The organism is uncultured Collinsella sp. (genome assembly GCF_959026545.1).
Classification (GTDB): Bacteria; Actinomycetota; Coriobacteriia; order Coriobacteriales; family Coriobacteriaceae; genus Collinsella.
Map to the genome: position 1 here is coordinate 59,532 of NZ_CAUFLV010000009.1, position 17,785 is coordinate 77,316.

Below are 17,785 nucleotides of genomic sequence, written 5' to 3' on the forward strand. Positions count from 1 at the left end.
AATTATCCCCTTTTCAAAAGAGTGGGCCGCAGCGCGCTGCGCCACGGCCCGGGACCTAACGGGTGCTACTCCGCGGCCTTCACGACCATCGAAGCAAAGTCCTCGGCCACGAGGGACGCGCCACCCACGAGGGCGCCGTCCACATCGGGCTTGGCCACGAGCTCGGCGATATTGCCGGGCTTGGCGGAGCCGCCGTACAGAACGCGGATGCCTTCGGCGAGCTCGGCGCCGAAGATCTCGGCGAGAGCCTCACGCACGGCGCCGCAGACCTCCTGGGCATCATCGGCAGTGGCGGTCTTGCCGGTGCCGATGGCCCAAATGGGCTCGTAAGCGACAACGAGCTGGGAAGGATCGGTGACCTCGAGACCGGTCAAGCCAGCCTTCACCTGAGCCACCACGTGCTCAACATAGGTGCCGGACTCGCGGACCTCAAGGGGCTCGCCGCAGCAGAAGATCGGAACGATGCCACCGGCGATGAGCGCGGCGGCCTTCTTGTTCTGATCTTCGTCGGTCTCGTGGAAGTAGTCGCGACGCTCGGAGTGACCGATGATGCAGTACTGCACCGGAACGGACTTGAGCATGGCAACGGAGGTCTCACCGGTATAGGCACCCTTGGCCTCAAAGTAGACGTTCTGGGCACCGAGCTTGACAGCGGAGCCGTCAAGCTTGTGGGAGACGCAGCACAGATCGATCGTCGGGGGGCAGACGCACACCTCGACGCCCGCGGGAACCTCGGGCAGGGCCTCGACGAGGGCGGAGGCGAGAGCCTTGGCCTCCTCGCGGTCGTTGTTCATCTTCCAGTTGCCCGCAATAAAGGTGGTACGGTTACTCGGCATCGTTCAGAGCCTCCACTCCAGGAAGAGCCTTGCCCTCGACGAGCTCCATGGAAGCGCCACCACCGGTGGAGATCCAGCTCATCTTGTCGGCAAGGTCGAACTTGTTGACGGCCGCGACGGAATCGCCGCCACCGATGATGGACGTTCCACCGTTGTCCTTGAGCTCGGCAACAGCCTCGGCGACAGCCTGAGTGCCGTGGGCGAAGTTATCGAACTCGAAGACGCCCATGGGGCCGTTCCAGAACACGGTCTTGGCACCCTTGATGGCCTCGGCGTACAGCGCCTCGGTCTTGGGTCCGATGTCCATGCCCATGCGGTCTTCGGGGATGGAGTCGGAAGCGACGACCTCGCCGGTAGCGTCCTCACCGAAGTGGTCGGCAACGACGTTGTCGATCGGAAGCAGAATCTGAACGCCCTTGTCCTCGGCCTTCTTGAGCATCTCGGCAGCGCGCTCGACCCAGTCCTCCTCTTTGAGGGAGGTACCGACGGTCTTGTAGCCCTTGGCCAGGAAGAAGGTGTAGGCCATGCCACCGCCGATGATCAGGGTGTCGGCAGAATCGATGAGGTGATCGAGCACGCCGATCTTAGAGGAGACCTTGGAGCCGCCGACGATAGCGACGAAGGGACGCTCGGGAGCGGCGAAGATGCCGGTCAGCGTGTCGACCTCCTTCTCGAGCAGGAAGCCGGCGACGGCGGGCAGGTAGGCGGCGGGGCCGACCACGGATCCCTGAGAGCGGTGAGCGGTACCAAAGGCGTCGAGCACGAAGACGTCACCGTAGGAGGCCAGGATCTTGGCGATCTCGGGGTCGTTCTTCTTCTCGCGCTTGTCAAAGCGGACGTTCTCGAGCACGAGAACCTTGCCGGCCTCGAGCGCCTCAACGGCAGCGGCGGCCTTCTCGCCATAGGTATCGGCAACGAAGGTCACGTCAAGACCGGAGAGCTCGGCGAGCTTGGCGGCAACGGGCTCGAGGGAGAACTCAGCCTGGAAGCCGGTGCCATCCGGACGGCCGAGGTGGCTCATGAGGATGACGCGAGCGTTGTGATCGACCAGGTACTTGATGGTCGGGAGAGCGGCCTGGATGCGGGTGGTGTCGCCCACGACGCCATCCTTGATCGGCACGTTGAAGTCGACGCGGACGAGGACGCGCTTGCCGTCGACGTCGATGTCGCGGACGGTCTTCTTAGTGAAAGCCATGTCCAATCCTTTCTGTATCGAGCAAGGGCGGTATCGCCTCTTGCAGGTAAAAAGGGCGCGACCCCGGGCATACGCCATGAGGCCGCGCCCTCCTATAGACGCTTGGTCTAGATGCGAGAGAAGCCGCTCAACTTAGGCGACGAACTTCTCGAAGTACTTGATGGTGCGGACCATCTGGGAGGTGTAGGAGTTCTCGTTGTCGTACCAAGAGACGACCTGCACCAGGGTCTGGCCGTTGCCCAGCGGGTTGCACATGGTCTGGGTGGCGTCGAAGATGGAGCCGTGGGTCTCGCCGATGATGTCGGTGGAGACGATGTCGTCCTCGTTGTAGGCGAAGGTCTCGGAGATGGTCTCGGCGTAAGCCTTCATAGCGGCGTTGACCTCATCGACGGTGACCTCCTTGTCAACAACGGCGTAGAGGTTGGTGAGGGAGCCGGTCGGCGTAGGAACGCGCTGAGCGGCACCGATGAGCTTGCCGTTGAGCTCGGGGAGAACGAGGCCGATGGCCTTGGCGGCACCGGTGCTGTTGGGGACGATGTTGACGGCGCAGGCGCGGCCACGACGCTTGTTGCCCTTGCGCTGCGGGCCGTCGAGCGGCATCTGGTCGCCGGTCCAGGCGTGAATGGTGGTCATGATGCCGGACACGATGGGAGCGAAGTCGTTCAGACCCTTGGCCATCGGGGCGAGGCAGTTGGTGGTGCAGGAAGCGGCGGAGATGATGTTGTCCTCAGCCGTGAGATCCTCGTGGTTCACGTTGTACACGATGGTCGGGAGGTCGTTGCCCGCAGGAGCGGAGATGACGACCTTCTTGGCGCCAGCGTTGATGTGAGCCTGGGCCTTGGCCTTGGAGGTGTAGAAACCGGTGCACTCGAGCACGACGTCGACGTCGAGGTCGCCCCAAGGCAGGTTGTTAGCGTCAGCCTCGGCGTAGATCTTGATCTCCTTGCCGTCGACGATGATGGAGTCCTCGGTGGCCTCAACCTTGTGATCGCGGGAGTAGTTGCCCTGCGTGGAGTCGTACTTCAGCAGGTACGCGAGCATGTCGGGAGAGGTGAGGTCGTTGATGGCGACGATCTCGGAGCCCTCGTGACCGAACATCTGACGGAAGGCCAGACGACCGATACGACCGAAGCCGTTGATAGCAACCTTAACTGCCATGTGTGTCTCCTTTCATTGGACCTCCCGCGGGCTCCCTGCCCGCCGTTGAAGTCCGAAAACTAACCACTCACCAAATATAACCGTTTTCCGCTTGCTCATTCGCGGGATTGGGAACTTTCGAATAAATCTCGCCTGTTGAAACGCTTCATCATGTCTGAGCGTATCTTTCTCCCCCGCCATGAGCCTTCAAGCAGGGGGTCACGGTTCGGCGGTGCCCGTGTGCGCCTCCTCCACCATCTTCTCGAGGCGCAAGACGCGATGGTACAAGGCCGATTTCGAAAGCGGCGGATCCGCAAGCTCCCCCAGATCCCTGAGAGACAAGTCTGGATGGGACTCGCGCAACGCGCAAAAGGTCTCGAGTCCCTCGGGCAAGCTGCGCCGCAAGCCCAGTTTCTCAAGAGCTTCAATGAGCTCGAGTTGCCGTTGCGCAGCGCCAGCCGACCGCGTCTGGTTTGCAAGCTCGGCATTGACCCGGCGATTCACCTCGTTCTTGACCGACTTGACCGCACGGGCGTCCTCGATCTCAGACACTGCGCGCTCGGCACCCAAGCGCGAGAGCAAGCGCTTAATGTCCTCCGCGCTCTTTATGTAGACCGCATACGCGCCGCGACGGGGGTTGACGCGCGCCTTCACGCCCATGCCCGCGATGAGGCTCGCAAGGTCGTGGGCAAACTGCTCCCCCTGCACAGCGATCTCCAAATGAAAGTCGCCCTTGGGATCGGCGACGAACCCGCCGGCGATAAGGCTCCCACGCACAAAGGCCCTTCGACAGCAGGCGCGGTTGGCGACATGTCGGGGCACCCCTTGGACCAGGCTCCCCGACCGATCGAGAATCCCCAGTAAAACGAGGGCCTTCTCAAGGTCGGGCTGGTCGGGCAGGACGATGAGGTAGTTACGGACTTTATGCAAAATCGATCGGCGGACCGTGAGATCGGTTTTGAGCTTGAGGATCTTGTGCGTGAGCTCGATCATCGTACGTGCCACGGCACCTGTCTCGGTGGCGACCTGCAGCTGATAGCCTCCCTTGCCCGTGATGGAAAGGGTGCCGCACACGCGCACGAGCGCTGAGAGTGTGGAGACGTCGCAGTATGCGCACTCGGGCGCACAGCGCGCGAGCTCGTCGCGGACTTCGGCGGTAAACGACACGGACTACCCCCTGAGGTTCGCCTTGGCAAGATCGCGATGCGAGATGCCCACGTGATAGTGCTGGCGCTCGAGATAGCGGCCGGTCGCCTCCGCAATGGCAACGCTACGATGCTGGCCGCCCGTACAGCCCACGGCAATGGAAAGTTGGGGCTTACCCTCCGCGATGTAACCCGGCATCACGACGTCGAGAAGCTTGAACCACGCATCGAGGAACTCCTTCGTCTTGGGATGCTCGATCACGAAGTCCGCCACCATTGCATCGAGGCCCGTGAGTGTCCGCATTTCGGGGTCGTAGAAGGGATTGGGCAGGAAGCGGACGTCAATCATGAGATCGGCCTCGACGGGCAAGCCGTGTTTGAAGCCGAACGAGAACACATGGACATCCATGAGCTGTTGGTCGGTCAGCTCGGAAAAAGCGGTCTGGAGACGCTTGCGCAGGGCGGACGTGCGCATGCGGCTCGTATCGATGACCATGTCGGCTCGTTCGCGGATGCTCGAAAGGGCGATGCGCTCACGCTGGATGGCATCTGCCGTGGTATCGCCCTGCTTCGCGAGTGGATGGCGACGACGATTCTCACTGTACCGGCGGATGAGCACCTCATCGGAGGCCTCGAGGAACACGACCTTGCAGGTCATCTCATGAGCTCGCAGTGAGTCGATGGTATCGAGCAACTCGTCAAACAGGCCTTGGCTGCGCAGGTCGCTCGTCACACATAGGTGGCGCCCCACGCCGGAGTTGATGCCGATGATTTCAGCGAGTTGCAAGATGAGGCTCGGCGGCAGGTTATCGATGCAGTAGTAACCCATGTCTTCGAACACGTGCATCGCCTGCGTACGGCCCGAGCCCGACATGCCCGTGATGATGACGATGTCCGGTACGCGATCGGCAAGCTCAGCCGAGGTGATGCTGTTCGAATCTGACATGGTGCCTCCTGTTCAACTGCCACCAGTATACCTACTTGGTCGACTGCTCGAGAGGGCGGGCATATCATCCCCGTGCTCAAACAGTCCCGGCTCGTGCGAAACTGTGTGCGGAATGATATGCCCCACTCTTTCGCGTTACGGCATCATGAGCCTTCTCAGTAAAAAGCCCCACCTCACATGAGGCGGGGCATTTTCGATCGTCAATATCGCCTTAAGGCCGGGGGTATATTCTTGGAGGGTGTTTTGTGGAGCGAAGCGGAACCGCACCCGCAGAGAATATATCCTCGGCCGACAGGTGGGCCTACTCCTCAAGCGCGGCCTTGAACCAGCTGGTGACGCTTGTGGGGTGCGTGATAGCAGTGCCCACCACCACAGCCCAGGCACCGGCGTCGATGGCGGCGCGGCCCTCGGCGGGGGTGTGGACATGACCCTCGCAAATGATGGGCAGGTTAGGGAACTCCGAGGTGGCTTGACGCAGCAGCGGTAGGTCCGGGCCCTCGTCCAGCGTGGTTTCGATCGCCGGTTTGTTGTGCGACAACGTGGTCGACACGAGGTCGAATCCAAGCTCGACGGCACGGCGGATATCCTCGATGGTCATGCAGTCGGCCATGAGCAGGATGCCTTCCTCCTTGAGGGGGCGAACCGTGTCCTCAAGCGTTTTACCGTCGGGGCGCGGACGGTCCGTGGCATCAATGGCAACGATATCGGCACCGGCGGCGATGCACGCGCGGGCATGGCGCAGCGTCGGGGTGATATAGACGCCCTCGTGTCCGTCCTTCCACAGGCCGATGACGGGAATCTCCACGCGGCCCTTGATGGCCGCGATGTCGGAAAGACCCTGACAGCGGATGGCGGCCGCCCCGCCGAGCTCGCAGGCGCGGCTCATGGCCGCCATGTGCTCGGGCGTACGCAGTGGTTCGCCGGGGTATGCCTGGACGCTCACAATGAGCCTGCCCTTAAGCGATTCAATAATGGGGTTCATAGGATTACTCCTTGCAGGTTAAATCTACCCGGATGTATGGGGTTTCCAAGGCCTTCCCAAGTGCTGCAGATCGCCTTGAATGAGGAGGGCGCACGCCCGGCGTGCGGCACCCGACGATTGAAGGGCGAGGTGGGGTGCAGTGGAAAGCCGCCCGACTAAAGTGACGCTAAAAGGTTCTCGGCGGCGCCGATAAGAGGGGCCTCGCCCTCGAGGGTGCCGATGAGAATCGGCGTGTCGAGCAGTGGGTCGAGCGCTTGGCTGGCAAAGCCCTCACGGATGGAGTCGCGCCAAGTGACGCTTCTCCAACCGTCCTTGCCATGGATGACGCCACCGGAAAGGACAATCACCTCGGGGTCGAGAATGTTGGCCAGGGAGCCCAGGCTCGCACCGAGCGAAAAGCCGGCATCGTGGATGACGTCGACGCCGCGCTCGTCACCAGCACAACACAGATCGTTGACGTCGCGGCCCACTGAGGGACGGCTTCCATCCACTCGACCGTAGCGCTCATCGAACATGCGCCCGATCGAAGTGCCTGAGGCCACGGACTCGAGATGGCCCGAACGCCCACAGGCGCAGTCGATGCCTGCCGCAGCCGTGCACTCGATGTGACCCATGTGGCCGGCGGCACCGTGGAAGCCGCGCATGGCGCGACCGTCCTCAACGTAGCCGCCGCCGATGCCCGTGCCGATACCCAAACACAACACGGAGTAATGGCCGCGGCCCGCGCCCCAATGGGCCTCGCCCAGCGCATGTGCCTGCACATCGCCTATGACCTCGACCGGCATATTCAGAGCCTCGCGCAAACGCGGCCCAAGCTCGATCCCACTCCAGCCGGGCATGATCGCGTTAGCATAGGCGATTGCCCCCGTCTTGGGATCGACCACGCCAGCCGAACCCAAGCCTACGCCGAGCACCCTGAGCTCAGGTTTTTCCTCGAGCGCCGCACGGATTGCGCCTTCGATGCGCGCGTACACGGCCTCGCCACCCTCTTGGGCGCACGTGGGCACCTCGGCGCTATACACCACCTGGGGGCGGCCGCCCGAAGCGGGATACTCAAGGATGGCGCTGGCGATCTTGGTACCACCGATATCGACGGAACACACGTAGCGGGGTTCAAGAGACATGCTCAACCTCCCAATACACGTACCGACCGCGTGCCCTTCAACGTGCACGCGGTCGGACTTTGCCGAATCTTACAGCAGGCCGCTGACAGCGAGGACCTCGCGGATCGCCTCAACGTTCTTGCCCTCGAGTGCCTTGACCGGGCGAAGCATCTGGTTGGACTCAAAGATACCCATGAGCATGAGGGCGGTCTTGAAAGCACCCACACCCGCGCCGTAACCCTGCACGCCATCGGTACAATCAAAGATATGGGAGAGCTCGTTGAGCTTATCCTGCTCGAGCTTGACCGTCGACCAGTCTCCCGCCTCGGCGGCCTTCCACATGCGCACGTAGCCATCAGGGTCAACGTTACCCAAACCGGGCACGGAACCATCGGCGCCGGAGAGATATGCGCCATCGACCACGATCTCGTGACCGGTGAGCAAGCTCAGCGGGTGACCGAGCTTCTCGTTCTCCTGGCACAGGTAGCGGAAGGAGATGTCATCGCCGGAGGAGTCCTTGACGCCGGCGAGCACGCCCTCTGCGCCGAGCTTGGCAAGGAGCTTCCAGGGGAGCTTGGTGTGGACGCAGACCGGGATATCGTACGCGAAGATGGGCAGGTCGAGCTCCTCGTGCAGGATGCGGAAGTGCTCCTCCACCTCGGCGAGGCCACCGAGGGCGTAGAACGGGCAGGTCGCGACGAGCACGTCGGCGCCGAGCTCCTGGGCGCGACGGCCGTGCTCGAGTACGCGCTCGGTCTCGGTGTCGATGATGCCCACGAACACGGGGACGCGGTGGTCGACGATGCGAACGGCCTCCCGGACGATCTGGTCGCGGCGCTCATCGGTGGAGAAGACGACCTCGCCTGAGGAGCCCAGGAAGAACAGGCCGTCCACGCCGGCATCGATCATGCGGTTGATGTTGCGCTCGAATGATACGACGTCGAGCTCGCGGTCCTCGGTATCAGGGACGACGACCGGCGGGATGACGCCGCGATATAGCTTGTTGGCCATGGATGTTCACTCCTTATCTGTGTTCCCGGCGGGCGCCGGGCGTTCAACGCTGCCTCGCACGGAATCGGGCCGTAACGCGAGCCCGTGCGAGCAAACGCGGCGCGCACGTATCTCGTGCGCGCCGCGACCAAAAGCCGCCTACTTCCCGAGGTTCGGATGGAGCAGCGAGGGAGCCGCGCCGAGCAGCATCTTGGTGTAGGGGTCCTGTGGGTTCTCGAAGACCTGTTTTGCAGGGCCCTCCTCCATAATCTGGCCATGGTTCATGACCACGATCTTATCGGAGATGTAGCGAACCGTCTGGATGTCATGCGAGATGAACATCATGGACAGCCCGAGGTCCTTCTTGAGGTCGGTGAGCAGGTTGAGAATCTGCGCGCGAACCGACACGTCGAGGGCCGAGGTGGGCTCGTCGGCGATGATGGCGGACGGGTTGAGCGACATGGCGCGGGCGATGGCAACGCGCTGGCGCTGACCGCCGGAGAGCTGGCCGGGCATGGCGCGCAGGGCGCTCTTGGGCAGGCCCACGAGCTCGACGAGCTCCTTGATGCGCTTCTCCTGCTCGGCGGTGCTTCCCACCTGATGGACCAGCAGCGGATCGAGCAGCTGGTCGTGAACGATCATGCGCGGGTTGAGGGCGGTTGCGGGGTCCTGGAAGACGACCGACACGACGCGGCCCATCTGCTTGCGCAGGTCCGCGGTCCGCTTGGTAACGTCCTGGCCCTTGAAGTACACCTTGCCGGATGTGGGGCTCTGCAGGCCGCACATGACGTTCGCCGTGGTGGACTTGCCGCAGCCGGACTCGCCGACGATGCCGATCGTCTCGCCGGGCATGAGCTTGATGGTGACGTGATTGACGGCGTGCACCAGGTTGGGGTGCAGCAGGGAGCCGGTGCGCGTCTTGAACGTGACGGAGATATCGTCGAGGAAGATGATCGGCTCCTTCTCAGCGGCGGCGCTCATCTACATCACCTCCTGTGCGGTCGCGGTGGCAATCTTCTCGAGGTACGGCGTGAGCCCGTTCTCCTTGAGGTACTCATCGGGCAGCTCGGAGAACACATGGTCCCTGCCGGGGAGCTGCTTCATGACGGGATGGACGTCCAGGCCGAGCGTGGGATGGCTCGAGCGTGGGGCGAAGCGGTCGCCCTTGGGGAAGTCCTGCGGCGACGGAACGGAACCCGGAACCTGATGCAGGCGGGTGCCGTCCTTGGCGCCCTCCTCGATGGAAAGAACGGAGCCGAGCAGACCGCGGGTGTACTCGTGGATCGGGTTGGTGAGCAGCTCCTTGGTGGGCGCCTGCTCGATGACCTGACCGGCATACATGACCGTGATCTCGCTGGCGACCTCGGCCACGAGGGCAAGGTCGTGCGACACGAAGATCATCGCGAAACCAAGCCTGGACTGCAGGTCGTTCAGGAGCTTGATGACCTGCTTCTGAACGGTGACGTCCAACGCGGTGGTGGGCTCGTCGCAGATGACGAGCTTGGGGTCGCGGGTGAGCGCCATGGCGATGAGCACACGCTGACGCTGACCGCCGGAGAGCTCGTGCGGATAGCTCTCGAGCGTGCGCTTGGGGTCGAGGCCGACGAGCTCGAGGAGCTCCTCGGCGCTGCGGGTCCCGCCACGGCTCGTGAGCTGCTTCATCTGGGTGGAGATAAGCATAGAGGGGTTGAGCGAGGACAGAGCGTCCTGATAGACCATAGCGATCTCGTGACCCAGGAGCTGACGGTGCTCCTCCTTGGTGAGCTTGAGCAGGTCCTGGCCGTCGAAGAGGACCTCGCCGGTCATGTGCTCGTCCGCATCGGTGAGGCTCATGATCACCTTGGTGGTGATGGACTTGCCGCAGCCGGACTCGCCCACGAGCGCCATGCACTGGCCAGGGCGTACGTCGAAGGAGACGTTGTCGACCACATTGACGTCGCCGTGGTGATCGAAGTTGATCGAGAGGTTCTTGACCTGCAGCAGCGGCGGGACGCTCATGTCGGGGACATGGCGGTCGGTACGCTTGAGTTCGACCTCGCGCAGGGCCGCGAGACGGCGATTGAGGCTCTCGGCCTGCTCGGCGTACGCGCGAACGGGGTCGGATGCCAGGATGTCGTCGGCGCGACGGGACTCGGCGTCCTCGTCATCGGTGGCGACCATCGCGCCGGGCTTGGCGGCCATGGCGTCGGTGAGACCCTCGGACAGGATGTTCAGGGCAAGGCAGGTGACCATGATGGCGATGCCCGGGAAGAGGGCCTGCCACCAGCGGCCGGCCAGAACGCCGCCGCGGGCATCGGCGAGGATGTTGCCCCACGTCGCGGTGGGCTCGGTGATGCCGGCGCCGATGAAGGTGAGGGACGCCTCGAAGATGATGGCGTCGGCCACGAGGGTCACGGTGAAGACCATGATGGGGGCGATGCAGTTGCGAAGCACGTGCTTGATCAAGATCCACGGTGCCTGGGCGCCGGAGACGATGACCGCGCGGACGTAGTCCTCGCCGTACTCGGACACGATGTTCGCTCGCACGATGCGCGCGATCTGGGGGGTGTACATGAAGCCGATCGAGAAGATGATGGCCGGGACGGAATTGCCCAAGATCAGCACGAGGACGGCGGCGAGGGCGATGCCGGGAACGGACATGATGATGTCCAGGAGGCGCATGATGACCTCGGAGATGCTCTTACGGGCGACAGCGGCGATAGCGCCGATGATCGAACCGAAGAACAAGGCGAACAGCGTCGCGCCGAAACCGATGACAAGCGAGTAACGACCACCGTAGAGCATACGGGACAAGATGTCGCGACCCTTGTCGTCGGTGCCGAACAGGAAGCCGTCGCCAGGGGCCTGGCGAGCGGTGAAAATCTCGAGCGGGTCGTGCGGGGCGATCACGGGCGCCAAGATGGCGGTGAGCGCCACGAGCACGAGCAGGACCAGGGAGATCTTGCTGCTGAGCTTCATGTTCTTGAAGCCGCCGAATTTCATGCCCTTGGAAGCGGCCTCCTCGAGCTTCTCAGTTTGCTCTTCGCGAATCTTAACCATGGCCTACACCGTCCTAATGCGCGGGTTGATGAGCAGGTAAAGCATGTCAACCACGATGTTGATGATGACGAAGGCCAGAGCCACGACGATGACGACGCCCTGGACGAGCATGGTCTCGCCGCCCGTGATGCCGGCGAGGATGGCCGTGCCCATGCCGGGCAGGTTGAAGATGACCTCGATGACGACGGCGCCGCCCATGAGGTAGCCGATCTTGAGGCCGAGCGTGGTGACCGGCGTGATGAGCGCGTTGCGCAGCACGTTGCGGGCGATGACCACGAACTCGGGCAGGCCGCCGCCGCGGGCCGTGCGGACGTAGTCCTTATCGAGCTCCTCGACCATAGCCGTACGCACGATACGGGTCATCTGGCCAGTGAGCGGGAATGCAAGCGCGATGGCGGGCATGAGCATGCGAGCCAGGTAGCCACCGGGGTTGGAGGTGAAATGCGGCAGCGGGCCAGAGGCGGGCAGCAGGTGCATGTAAGACGAGAACAGCAGGATCAAAAGGACGGCGAACCAGAAGGACGGCGTCGCGATGCCCGCGATCGAGAACACGCGGATGAGCTGATCGGGCCACTTGTCGCGATACAGCGCCGCGATGACGCCGAGCACGAACGAGACGACCGCGCCGATGATCAATCCGATGAACGTGAGCTGCATCGTGACGGGCAGCGCGGACGCGATGCGGTCGACAACGGGCGTGCGACCGGCGCCGTACGTGCCCAGGTCGCCGTGGAGCAGACCGCCGATGTAGTTGACGTAGCGCTCAGGGAGCGGGTCATTCAGGCCCTGATCCTCCATGTACTGCTCGATGGCCTCCTGCGAGGCGCCCTCGCCGAGGGCGTTACGCGCGGGAATACTCGGGTCGGTGAACGACATGAGGCCGAACACCAGCAGCGTGACGCCGAGCGCCATGATGGGCAGCGCGACCAGACGTCGGCCGATGAGGCGCAAAAGGTTATTCACTTCTTCCCCCTCTTCTCTTGCAAATAGGTTGTGGGGGGCTCGAGCAGACCACGTCACCCGAGCCCCCCACGTTCATGTTTCGCGCCCGCCCTGAACGGGCGGGCGCGATGCGGTCACCTGATTACTCGGAAACCGTGGCGCAGTCGATGAAAGACATGCCGGTGGTGCCGATGCCCTTGAAGCCGTCGATGCGGACGCCGTCGCCGTTCGGCGTGTCGCGCCAGGAGGCGGTGACGGTCTTGACCTGAAGCACCGGGTACAGGACAGCCTGCTCGGCGATCATATCGAAGCACTTGTTCCAGGTCTTCTGCTGCTCGTCGCCGGTCTGCTCGAGAGCAGAGGCCATGAGAGCGGTGAGCTCCTTCCACTCAGCGGACTCGCTCCAGCGGGCGCGGACCTTCATCCAGGCATTGTCGCCGTACCACCAGTTCATGAGGAGGTCGGGATCGGCGCCGAAGCAGGAAGGATCGCCAGGGGCGAGCAGGAGGTCGAAGTCGCCGCCGCCGTCGATGTCGGCGTAGGTGTCGGCGGTGGTGCGGGTCACGATCTCAGCATCGAAGCCGAGCTCCTTGAGGTCCTGCTGAACCTGGACGGACATGCTCTTGACCTGCTCGTTGTCAGTGGTGAGGAGCTTGATGGAGCCACCGGTCACGCCGGCCTCCTCCAGGAGCTTCTTGGCCTTGTCGACGTCGTGCTTGTAAACGACGGAGGCCTCGTTGTAGTTGGTGTAGGACTTGGGCAGGTAGCAGGTGGGGGCGGTGGCGAGACCGGCGAAGGCGTTCTCGATCATCTTGTCGTAATCGAGGGCGTACATGACGGCCTGGCGGGCCTTGGCGTCGTTCCACGGAGCCTTTTGGGTGTTGAAGAGCATAAAGCGGGTGCCGAAGCCGTCGACGGTGTCCATCTGGCAGCCGGCAGCCTCGAGCTGCTCGACGGCGTCAGCGGTGACCATCTCCATGACGAGCGTGGTGCCCTCCTGCTGGGCCTGAACGCGGGCGGTCGGGTCGACGAGGATGTCGTAGTGAAGCTTCTCGTCGAGCGCCGGGTGATCGCCGTTGTACTCGGGGTTCGGGACCATTTCGACGATGGAGTCATTGATGGTCTCATACATCCAGGGGCCGGAGCCGAGGGGCTTTGCGGTCATGTCCTCCTTGGTGGAGGAAGCGGGGACCACGCGGACGATGGCGAGACGCTCCTTGAGGAGGGAGAAGTTCGGGACGGTGGTGGTGACGGTGACGGTGGCGTCGTCCTTCTTCACCACGTCGGCGATGGGAGCGAGCATCGGGACGTAGATGTTGCCCTCGGCGTTGGCGCGCTTGAAGGACTCCACGACGTCGTCGGCGGTGACGGGAGTACCGTCGGAGAACTTGGCGTCCTTGCGGATGGCGATATCGAAGGTGGTGTCGTCGACCTGCTCGGGATCGCCGGCGGCGAGCTCGTTGAAGACGCTGTAGTCATGGAAGTCGAGACCATAAAGGCCCTCGACGACATGCCAGTTGGTGCCGCAAGCGAGAGCGGAGGAGGTGCTGGAGGGATCGAAGTTGGTGGTGGTGTACGCGGAGCCGGCGGTGATCACGCCACCGCCCTTGTTACCGCCCTCGGCGGGAGCGGAGCCTGCGGGCTCGTCCTTGCCGCCACCGCAGCCGGCAAGACCGAGGCCGGCGACGGCGGCGGTGCCACCGGCGAGACCGAGGAAGGTGCGGCGGGACAGGCCCTTGTTCATAAGATCGCGCATGGGTACTCCAATCAAGCGCTCACACGCCGCAAGCGCGGCGCATATTACAGACAACTTAAGACTAACGGCGCCTCCTTGCTTTTTGAGAATCCCTTCGATGAACGGTTCGACTTCCGCGCAGGCGGCAAATCGAACCGTTCACGAGATTCTTGACATTCCCCAGTATTGGTACTAGCGCTAATACCAGTTCTGGATTCTAGCGCTTTATTTATCTAAAGGCGCAGCTTATTGCTTTGTTTCACTGGTATTAAGACTCATCGAAAACCTATCTTTTAACCTGCCACATTTCATACCAGTTTCATACACGGGACGACCAGCGTGCTCCCCGAGCCCGGAGATACTCCGGGCTACTCGGAACGATCGGCATCCAGTGCGCGCAGGCTCTCATAGATCGCGCGGGCCACGTCCGCGGGAACGCCCTTCACCGCCGCGATTTCCTCGACACGCGCCGCACGGAGCTTCTTCATGGAGCCGAAGTGGCGCATAATCGCCTTCTTCCGCGTAGGACCCACGCCGGGGACCTCATCCAGAATCGAGGTCGTCATGGCCTTGCCGCGCAGCTCGCGGTGGAACGTGATGGCGAACCGGTGGCTCTCGTCACGCACCTGCTTGATGAGGTACAGCGACGCCGAGCCGCTCGGCAGCACAATGGGAGTGTCATCCCAAGGGACGAACACCTCCTCGTCCGCCTTCGCAAGGCCGCAAACGGGAATGTCGAGCCCGAGCTCGGCGAGCTGCCGCATCGCAGCGGTAAGTTGCGGCTTGCCACCGTCGACCACAAGCAGGTCGGGTCGGCTGCCAAAGCGCTCATCTGCCATCCGATCGGGTGCATAACGCCGTCCCAGGACCTCGGACATGGATACGAAGTCGTTCGCCTCGTCGAGCTCTGCCCGGATCTTGAACCGGCGATACTGAGACTTGTCGGGTTTTCCATTGGTGAACACGACCATCGAGGCGACGGTGAACGCGCCGTGCAGGGTCGAGATATCGAAGCACTCGATGCGCAGGGGAGGCGCGTCGAGGGCCAACGCACTCTCAAGCTGCAGCAGGGCCTGGTTCGTGCGATCGTCGGAATACCCCGTTCGCATCATGTAACGCATGAGGGCATGCCGGGCGTTCTTGGCCGCCATATCGAGCAGCCGGCGCTTTTCGCCCCGTTGCGGATGATGCAGACGGCACGCACGACCGCGTTTGGCGGCGAGCCACCCCCCCATCACCTCGGCGTCGGCAAGCTCAACCGGCACATCCACCTCACCCGGAATGTCGGCGGTCTCATCGTAATAGCGTTTTACAAAGCCCGCGACGAGCTCAGCCTCATCCACATCGAAGCCTTTGTCCAAGATGAACTCGCACGTGCGCTGAACTCGTCCCTCTCGCACCACGAAAACGCAGGCACCGGCAATGGTCTCCTCACGGTAAAAGCCTATAAGATCGAGGTCGACGCCCGTGGGAAACACGACCTGCTGTCGATCGTCCAGGCCGTCGATGACCTCGAGCCGACGCTTGATGCGCCCCGCGCGTTCGAAATCAAGTGAGGCCGCGGCATCCGCCATGTCCACCTTGAGCTCATTCGTGAGTTCGCGACGCTGACCGGACAGGAAGCGCTCGACACGGCGCACGTTCTTGGCGTACTCGTCCGATGAGATCATCCCGGCGCATACGCCCGGGCCCCTTCCCACATGGTAGTCAAAGCACGGGCGCCCCTTTTGTGCGCATATGAGCTCGATAACGTCGGCATCTGCGGGGCGTTTGTCGAGCAGACGGCGCACGCGCTTCCACTCCGCACACGAGGCGGAGCAGACAGGACACACCTTGCGCAGCGTGTCGATCGTCTCTCGCGCGGCGCGACTATCGGTGTAGGGACCGTAATAGCGCGTATCCGGGCGATGCCGTTCACGCGTGTACTTGATGGCGGGAAACAGGTCCCCGCGCGTGATGGCGATATACGGATAGGATTTATCGTCCTTGTAATCGACGTTGAAGTACGGATGATACTGAGCGATGAGCTCGCGCTCCAACACAAGCGCCTCGTGCTCGCTTTCGACCACGATGTAGTCGAACGAGGCGACGAGCTGCATCATGAGCGGGATCTTGGCGCGATCGTCGGTGAGCGTCACGTACTGGCGAAGACGCGCGCGCAGGTTCTTGGCCTTGCCCACGTATATGACGGCGCCATCGGCGTCTTTCCACAGGTAACACCCGGGATCGGTGGGCACCTTCGCCACCTGATCCACAAGACTCGGGGCATGCCCGGCGCCCTGCTCGCGCACATGCTCGCTTGCCGCCCTCACGGAGAAGGGCGCTACGGGCATATGCACGCCGGGGTGCGCTACCTGCAACTTTGACGGCGTTGTATTCGGATCTGCCATAGGTCCTCGGAATTCAGGCGCTCGGGCCGTTGGGCCGCTGGACGGACGGCGTTACGCCAAGTCCTTGGCGCCGTCGCCCCAGAAGTACTTGCGGAACTTGTCAATCTGGTGGTAGTAGGTCACCCTCGACCAGAAGCGCTGACCCAGACAGTCCTTATCCCAATCGAGGGCGTAATGGGTGAGCCCGGAGCGGAAGCCATCGAGGACCTGTCTGCGAATCGCGGCGTCGTCAATGGAGCGCTTGACCACATAGGGAGGGACCGTGGTGTAGATGAAGGGCTTGGTGTTGGAGATGCGGGCGCGCTTCTCCCCCATGAGGACATCGTCCACCTGGACTTGGGCGAAGTTGATGCCCGCCTGACGCACGAAATCGGAGCTACGGCCGGGGCGGGTGTTGATCTCGAAGAACTTGTACGTGCCGTCACGCTCGTCGTACTTGACGTCGAAATTCGCCATGCCGCGATACCCCACATGGCGCATGAAGCGCAGGGCGTCGTTGCTCACGGCATCGAGCTGCTCGGACACGATCACCGCCGGATTGCCGATGGCAGTTGGGGAGTGGTCCTCCACCATCACGCGGCCACCCACCATGAAGATGGGATCGCCGGCGGCGTCCAGGTACGTCGACAGAATGCGGATCTGCGTATCGTCGCCCGGGATGAACTCCTGGACGATGAGGAGCTTGTCGTAGGTCGTCTCCTGGAGCTGCTTATAGAGCGCCTCGAGCTGTTCGCGGCTGTGGATGAGGTACACCTTCTGCTGCCCCTCGAACTCGGCGTAGTGCCAGGCAGCCGAGTTCGACGGCTTGGCGATCACTGGATACATGAAGCCGCCGTCGTCCACCGTCGCGGTCTTGTCGCCGCAATCGAGGTAGACCGTCTTGGGGTACGGAACGCCGATCTCCTCGCAGATCTCGTAAAAGCGCTCCTTCTGCGTGATGTCGTCGAGAAGCTCGAAGTCGAGGTAGGGCGTGTACCAGCGCTCCTCAATCTGGGGCTTGTTCTCGGACACCAGGCGGGCATAATGGTCGCCGCAGCCCACGAGGAACGGGACCTTGCCCGCGGCGATGAGCTCATCGCCCAAGCGCGCGAGCTCAGGCAGGCAGACCTCTGGCTTGTCGATGCCGGGGATGACGCGGTAGTCGCAAAACCGGCTGCGCACCGACTTGATGTCCGCAGACGCCAGGACGATCGGCTTGACGCCATACGCCTCCCAGAAGCAGCGGATATATGAATAGCAGCAGAAATCGGACCCCAAGATGACGGGAGCGAGCACGCGCGGCAGGTCGCTTTGGGCGGGGCGGGCGGGTCTCATAAGCTACAAATCCCTTCGCTATAATGGACGC

14 protein-coding genes are annotated in these 17,785 nt (G+C 62.9%); all 14 read right to left on the minus strand.

Annotated features, from left to right (window positions below; genetic code table 11):
* Positions 1-65: 65 nt before the first annotated feature.
* The gene (gene tpiA, locus Q5Q88_RS05770; protein WP_302742258.1) at positions 66-836 is read right to left on the minus strand and encodes a triose-phosphate isomerase; all 771 of its coding nucleotides are present in this window, start codon (positions 834-836) and stop codon (positions 66-68) included.
* Entirely contained in the window at positions 826-2,031 is a 1,206-nt protein-coding gene (gene pgk, locus Q5Q88_RS05775; protein WP_118653993.1) for a phosphoglycerate kinase, read from the minus strand. The genes tpiA and pgk overlap by 11 nt, the downstream gene beginning before the upstream one ends.
* 132 nt (positions 2,032-2,163) lie before the next feature.
* Entirely contained in the window at positions 2,164-3,189 is a 1,026-nt protein-coding gene (gap, locus tag Q5Q88_RS05780; RefSeq protein ID WP_118653994.1) for a type I glyceraldehyde-3-phosphate dehydrogenase, read from the minus strand.
* Positions 3,190-3,387: 198 nt separating this feature from the next.
* A complete protein-coding gene (gene whiA / locus Q5Q88_RS05785; protein WP_118653995.1) occupies positions 3,388-4,335 on the minus strand; it encodes a DNA-binding protein WhiA in 948 nt (315 codons plus the stop codon).
* Positions 4,336-4,338: 3 nt separating this feature from the next.
* Positions 4,339-5,259 carry an RNase adapter RapZ gene (gene rapZ / locus Q5Q88_RS05790; protein WP_118653996.1) on the minus strand — a complete coding sequence of 307 codons (921 nt, stop codon included), beginning with the start codon at positions 5,257-5,259 and terminating at the stop codon, positions 4,339-4,341.
* 301 nt (positions 5,260-5,560) lie between these two features.
* Positions 5,561-6,241 carry an N-acetylmannosamine-6-phosphate 2-epimerase gene (locus tag Q5Q88_RS05795; protein WP_302742259.1) on the minus strand — a complete coding sequence of 227 codons (681 nt, stop codon included), beginning with the start codon at positions 6,239-6,241 and terminating at the stop codon, positions 5,561-5,563.
* 155 nt (positions 6,242-6,396) lie between these two features.
* A complete protein-coding gene (locus tag Q5Q88_RS05800; RefSeq protein ID WP_302742260.1) occupies positions 6,397-7,365 on the minus strand; it encodes an ROK family protein in 969 nt (322 codons plus the stop codon).
* A 69-nt stretch (positions 7,366-7,434) separates the two neighbouring features.
* On the minus strand, positions 7,435-8,355 hold the full coding sequence (locus Q5Q88_RS05805) for a dihydrodipicolinate synthase family protein (protein WP_302742261.1): 921 nt from the start codon (positions 8,353-8,355) through the stop codon (positions 7,435-7,437).
* 138 nt (positions 8,356-8,493) lie between these two features.
* A complete protein-coding gene (locus Q5Q88_RS05810; RefSeq protein ID WP_302742262.1) occupies positions 8,494-9,315 on the minus strand; it encodes an ABC transporter ATP-binding protein in 822 nt (273 codons plus the stop codon).
* On the minus strand, positions 9,316-11,373 hold the full coding sequence (locus tag Q5Q88_RS05815) for a dipeptide/oligopeptide/nickel ABC transporter permease/ATP-binding protein (protein WP_302742263.1): 2,058 nt from the start codon (positions 11,371-11,373) through the stop codon (positions 9,316-9,318).
* A 3-nt stretch (positions 11,374-11,376) separates the two neighbouring features.
* The gene (locus Q5Q88_RS05820; RefSeq protein ID WP_294122849.1) at positions 11,377-12,336 is read right to left on the minus strand and encodes an ABC transporter permease; all 960 of its coding nucleotides are present in this window, start codon (positions 12,334-12,336) and stop codon (positions 11,377-11,379) included.
* Positions 12,337-12,457: 121 nt separating this feature from the next.
* Complete coding sequence (locus Q5Q88_RS05825) at positions 12,458-14,071, minus strand: ABC transporter substrate-binding protein (RefSeq protein ID WP_302742264.1); 1,614 nt, start codon at positions 14,069-14,071, stop codon at positions 12,458-12,460.
* A gap of 347 nt (positions 14,072-14,418) precedes the next feature.
* Positions 14,419-16,383, minus strand: a complete 1,965-nt coding sequence (gene uvrC, locus Q5Q88_RS05830; RefSeq protein WP_118654004.1) for an excinuclease ABC subunit UvrC — start codon at positions 16,381-16,383, stop codon at positions 14,419-14,421.
* A 108-nt stretch (positions 16,384-16,491) separates the two neighbouring features.
* Positions 16,492-17,754 carry a hypothetical protein gene (locus Q5Q88_RS05835; RefSeq protein ID WP_302742265.1) on the minus strand — a complete coding sequence of 421 codons (1,263 nt, stop codon included), beginning with the start codon at positions 17,752-17,754 and terminating at the stop codon, positions 16,492-16,494.
* Positions 17,755-17,785: the final 31 nt, after the last annotated feature.

What these genes read in the sequence shown, in the direction of transcription:
- Q5Q88_RS05795 (WP_302742259.1), bottom strand. Translation starts at nt 6,241, where the DNA reads ATGAACCCCATTATTGAATCGCTTAAGGGCAGGCTCATTGTGAGCGTC.
- Q5Q88_RS05800 (WP_302742260.1), bottom strand. Translation starts at nt 7,365, where the DNA reads ATGTCTCTTGAACCCCGCTACGTGTGTTCCGTCGATATCGGTGGTACC.
- rapZ (WP_118653996.1), bottom strand. Translation starts at nt 5,259, where the DNA reads ATGTCAGATTCGAACAGCATCACCTCGGCTGAGCTTGCCGATCGCGTA.
- Q5Q88_RS05805 (WP_302742261.1), bottom strand. Translation starts at nt 8,355, where the DNA reads ATGGCCAACAAGCTATATCGCGGCGTCATCCCGCCGGTCGTCGTCCCT.
- uvrC (WP_118654004.1), bottom strand. Translation starts at nt 16,383, where the DNA reads ATGCCCGTAGCGCCCTTCTCCGTGAGGGCGGCAAGCGAGCATGTGCGC.
- pgk (WP_118653993.1), bottom strand. Translation starts at nt 2,031, where the DNA reads ATGGCTTTCACTAAGAAGACCGTCCGCGACATCGACGTCGACGGCAAG.
- gap (WP_118653994.1), bottom strand. Translation starts at nt 3,189, where the DNA reads ATGGCAGTTAAGGTTGCTATCAACGGCTTCGGTCGTATCGGTCGTCTG.
- Q5Q88_RS05815 (WP_302742263.1), bottom strand. Translation starts at nt 11,373, where the DNA reads ATGGTTAAGATTCGCGAAGAGCAAACTGAGAAGCTCGAGGAGGCCGCT.
- tpiA (WP_302742258.1), bottom strand. Translation starts at nt 836, where the DNA reads ATGCCGAGTAACCGTACCACCTTTATTGCGGGCAACTGGAAGATGAAC.
- Q5Q88_RS05835 (WP_302742265.1), bottom strand. Translation starts at nt 17,754, where the DNA reads ATGAGACCCGCCCGCCCCGCCCAAAGCGACCTGCCGCGCGTGCTCGCT.
- Q5Q88_RS05810 (WP_302742262.1), bottom strand. Translation starts at nt 9,315, where the DNA reads ATGAGCGCCGCCGCTGAGAAGGAGCCGATCATCTTCCTCGACGATATC.
- Q5Q88_RS05825 (WP_302742264.1), bottom strand. Translation starts at nt 14,071, where the DNA reads ATGCGCGATCTTATGAACAAGGGCCTGTCCCGCCGCACCTTCCTCGGT.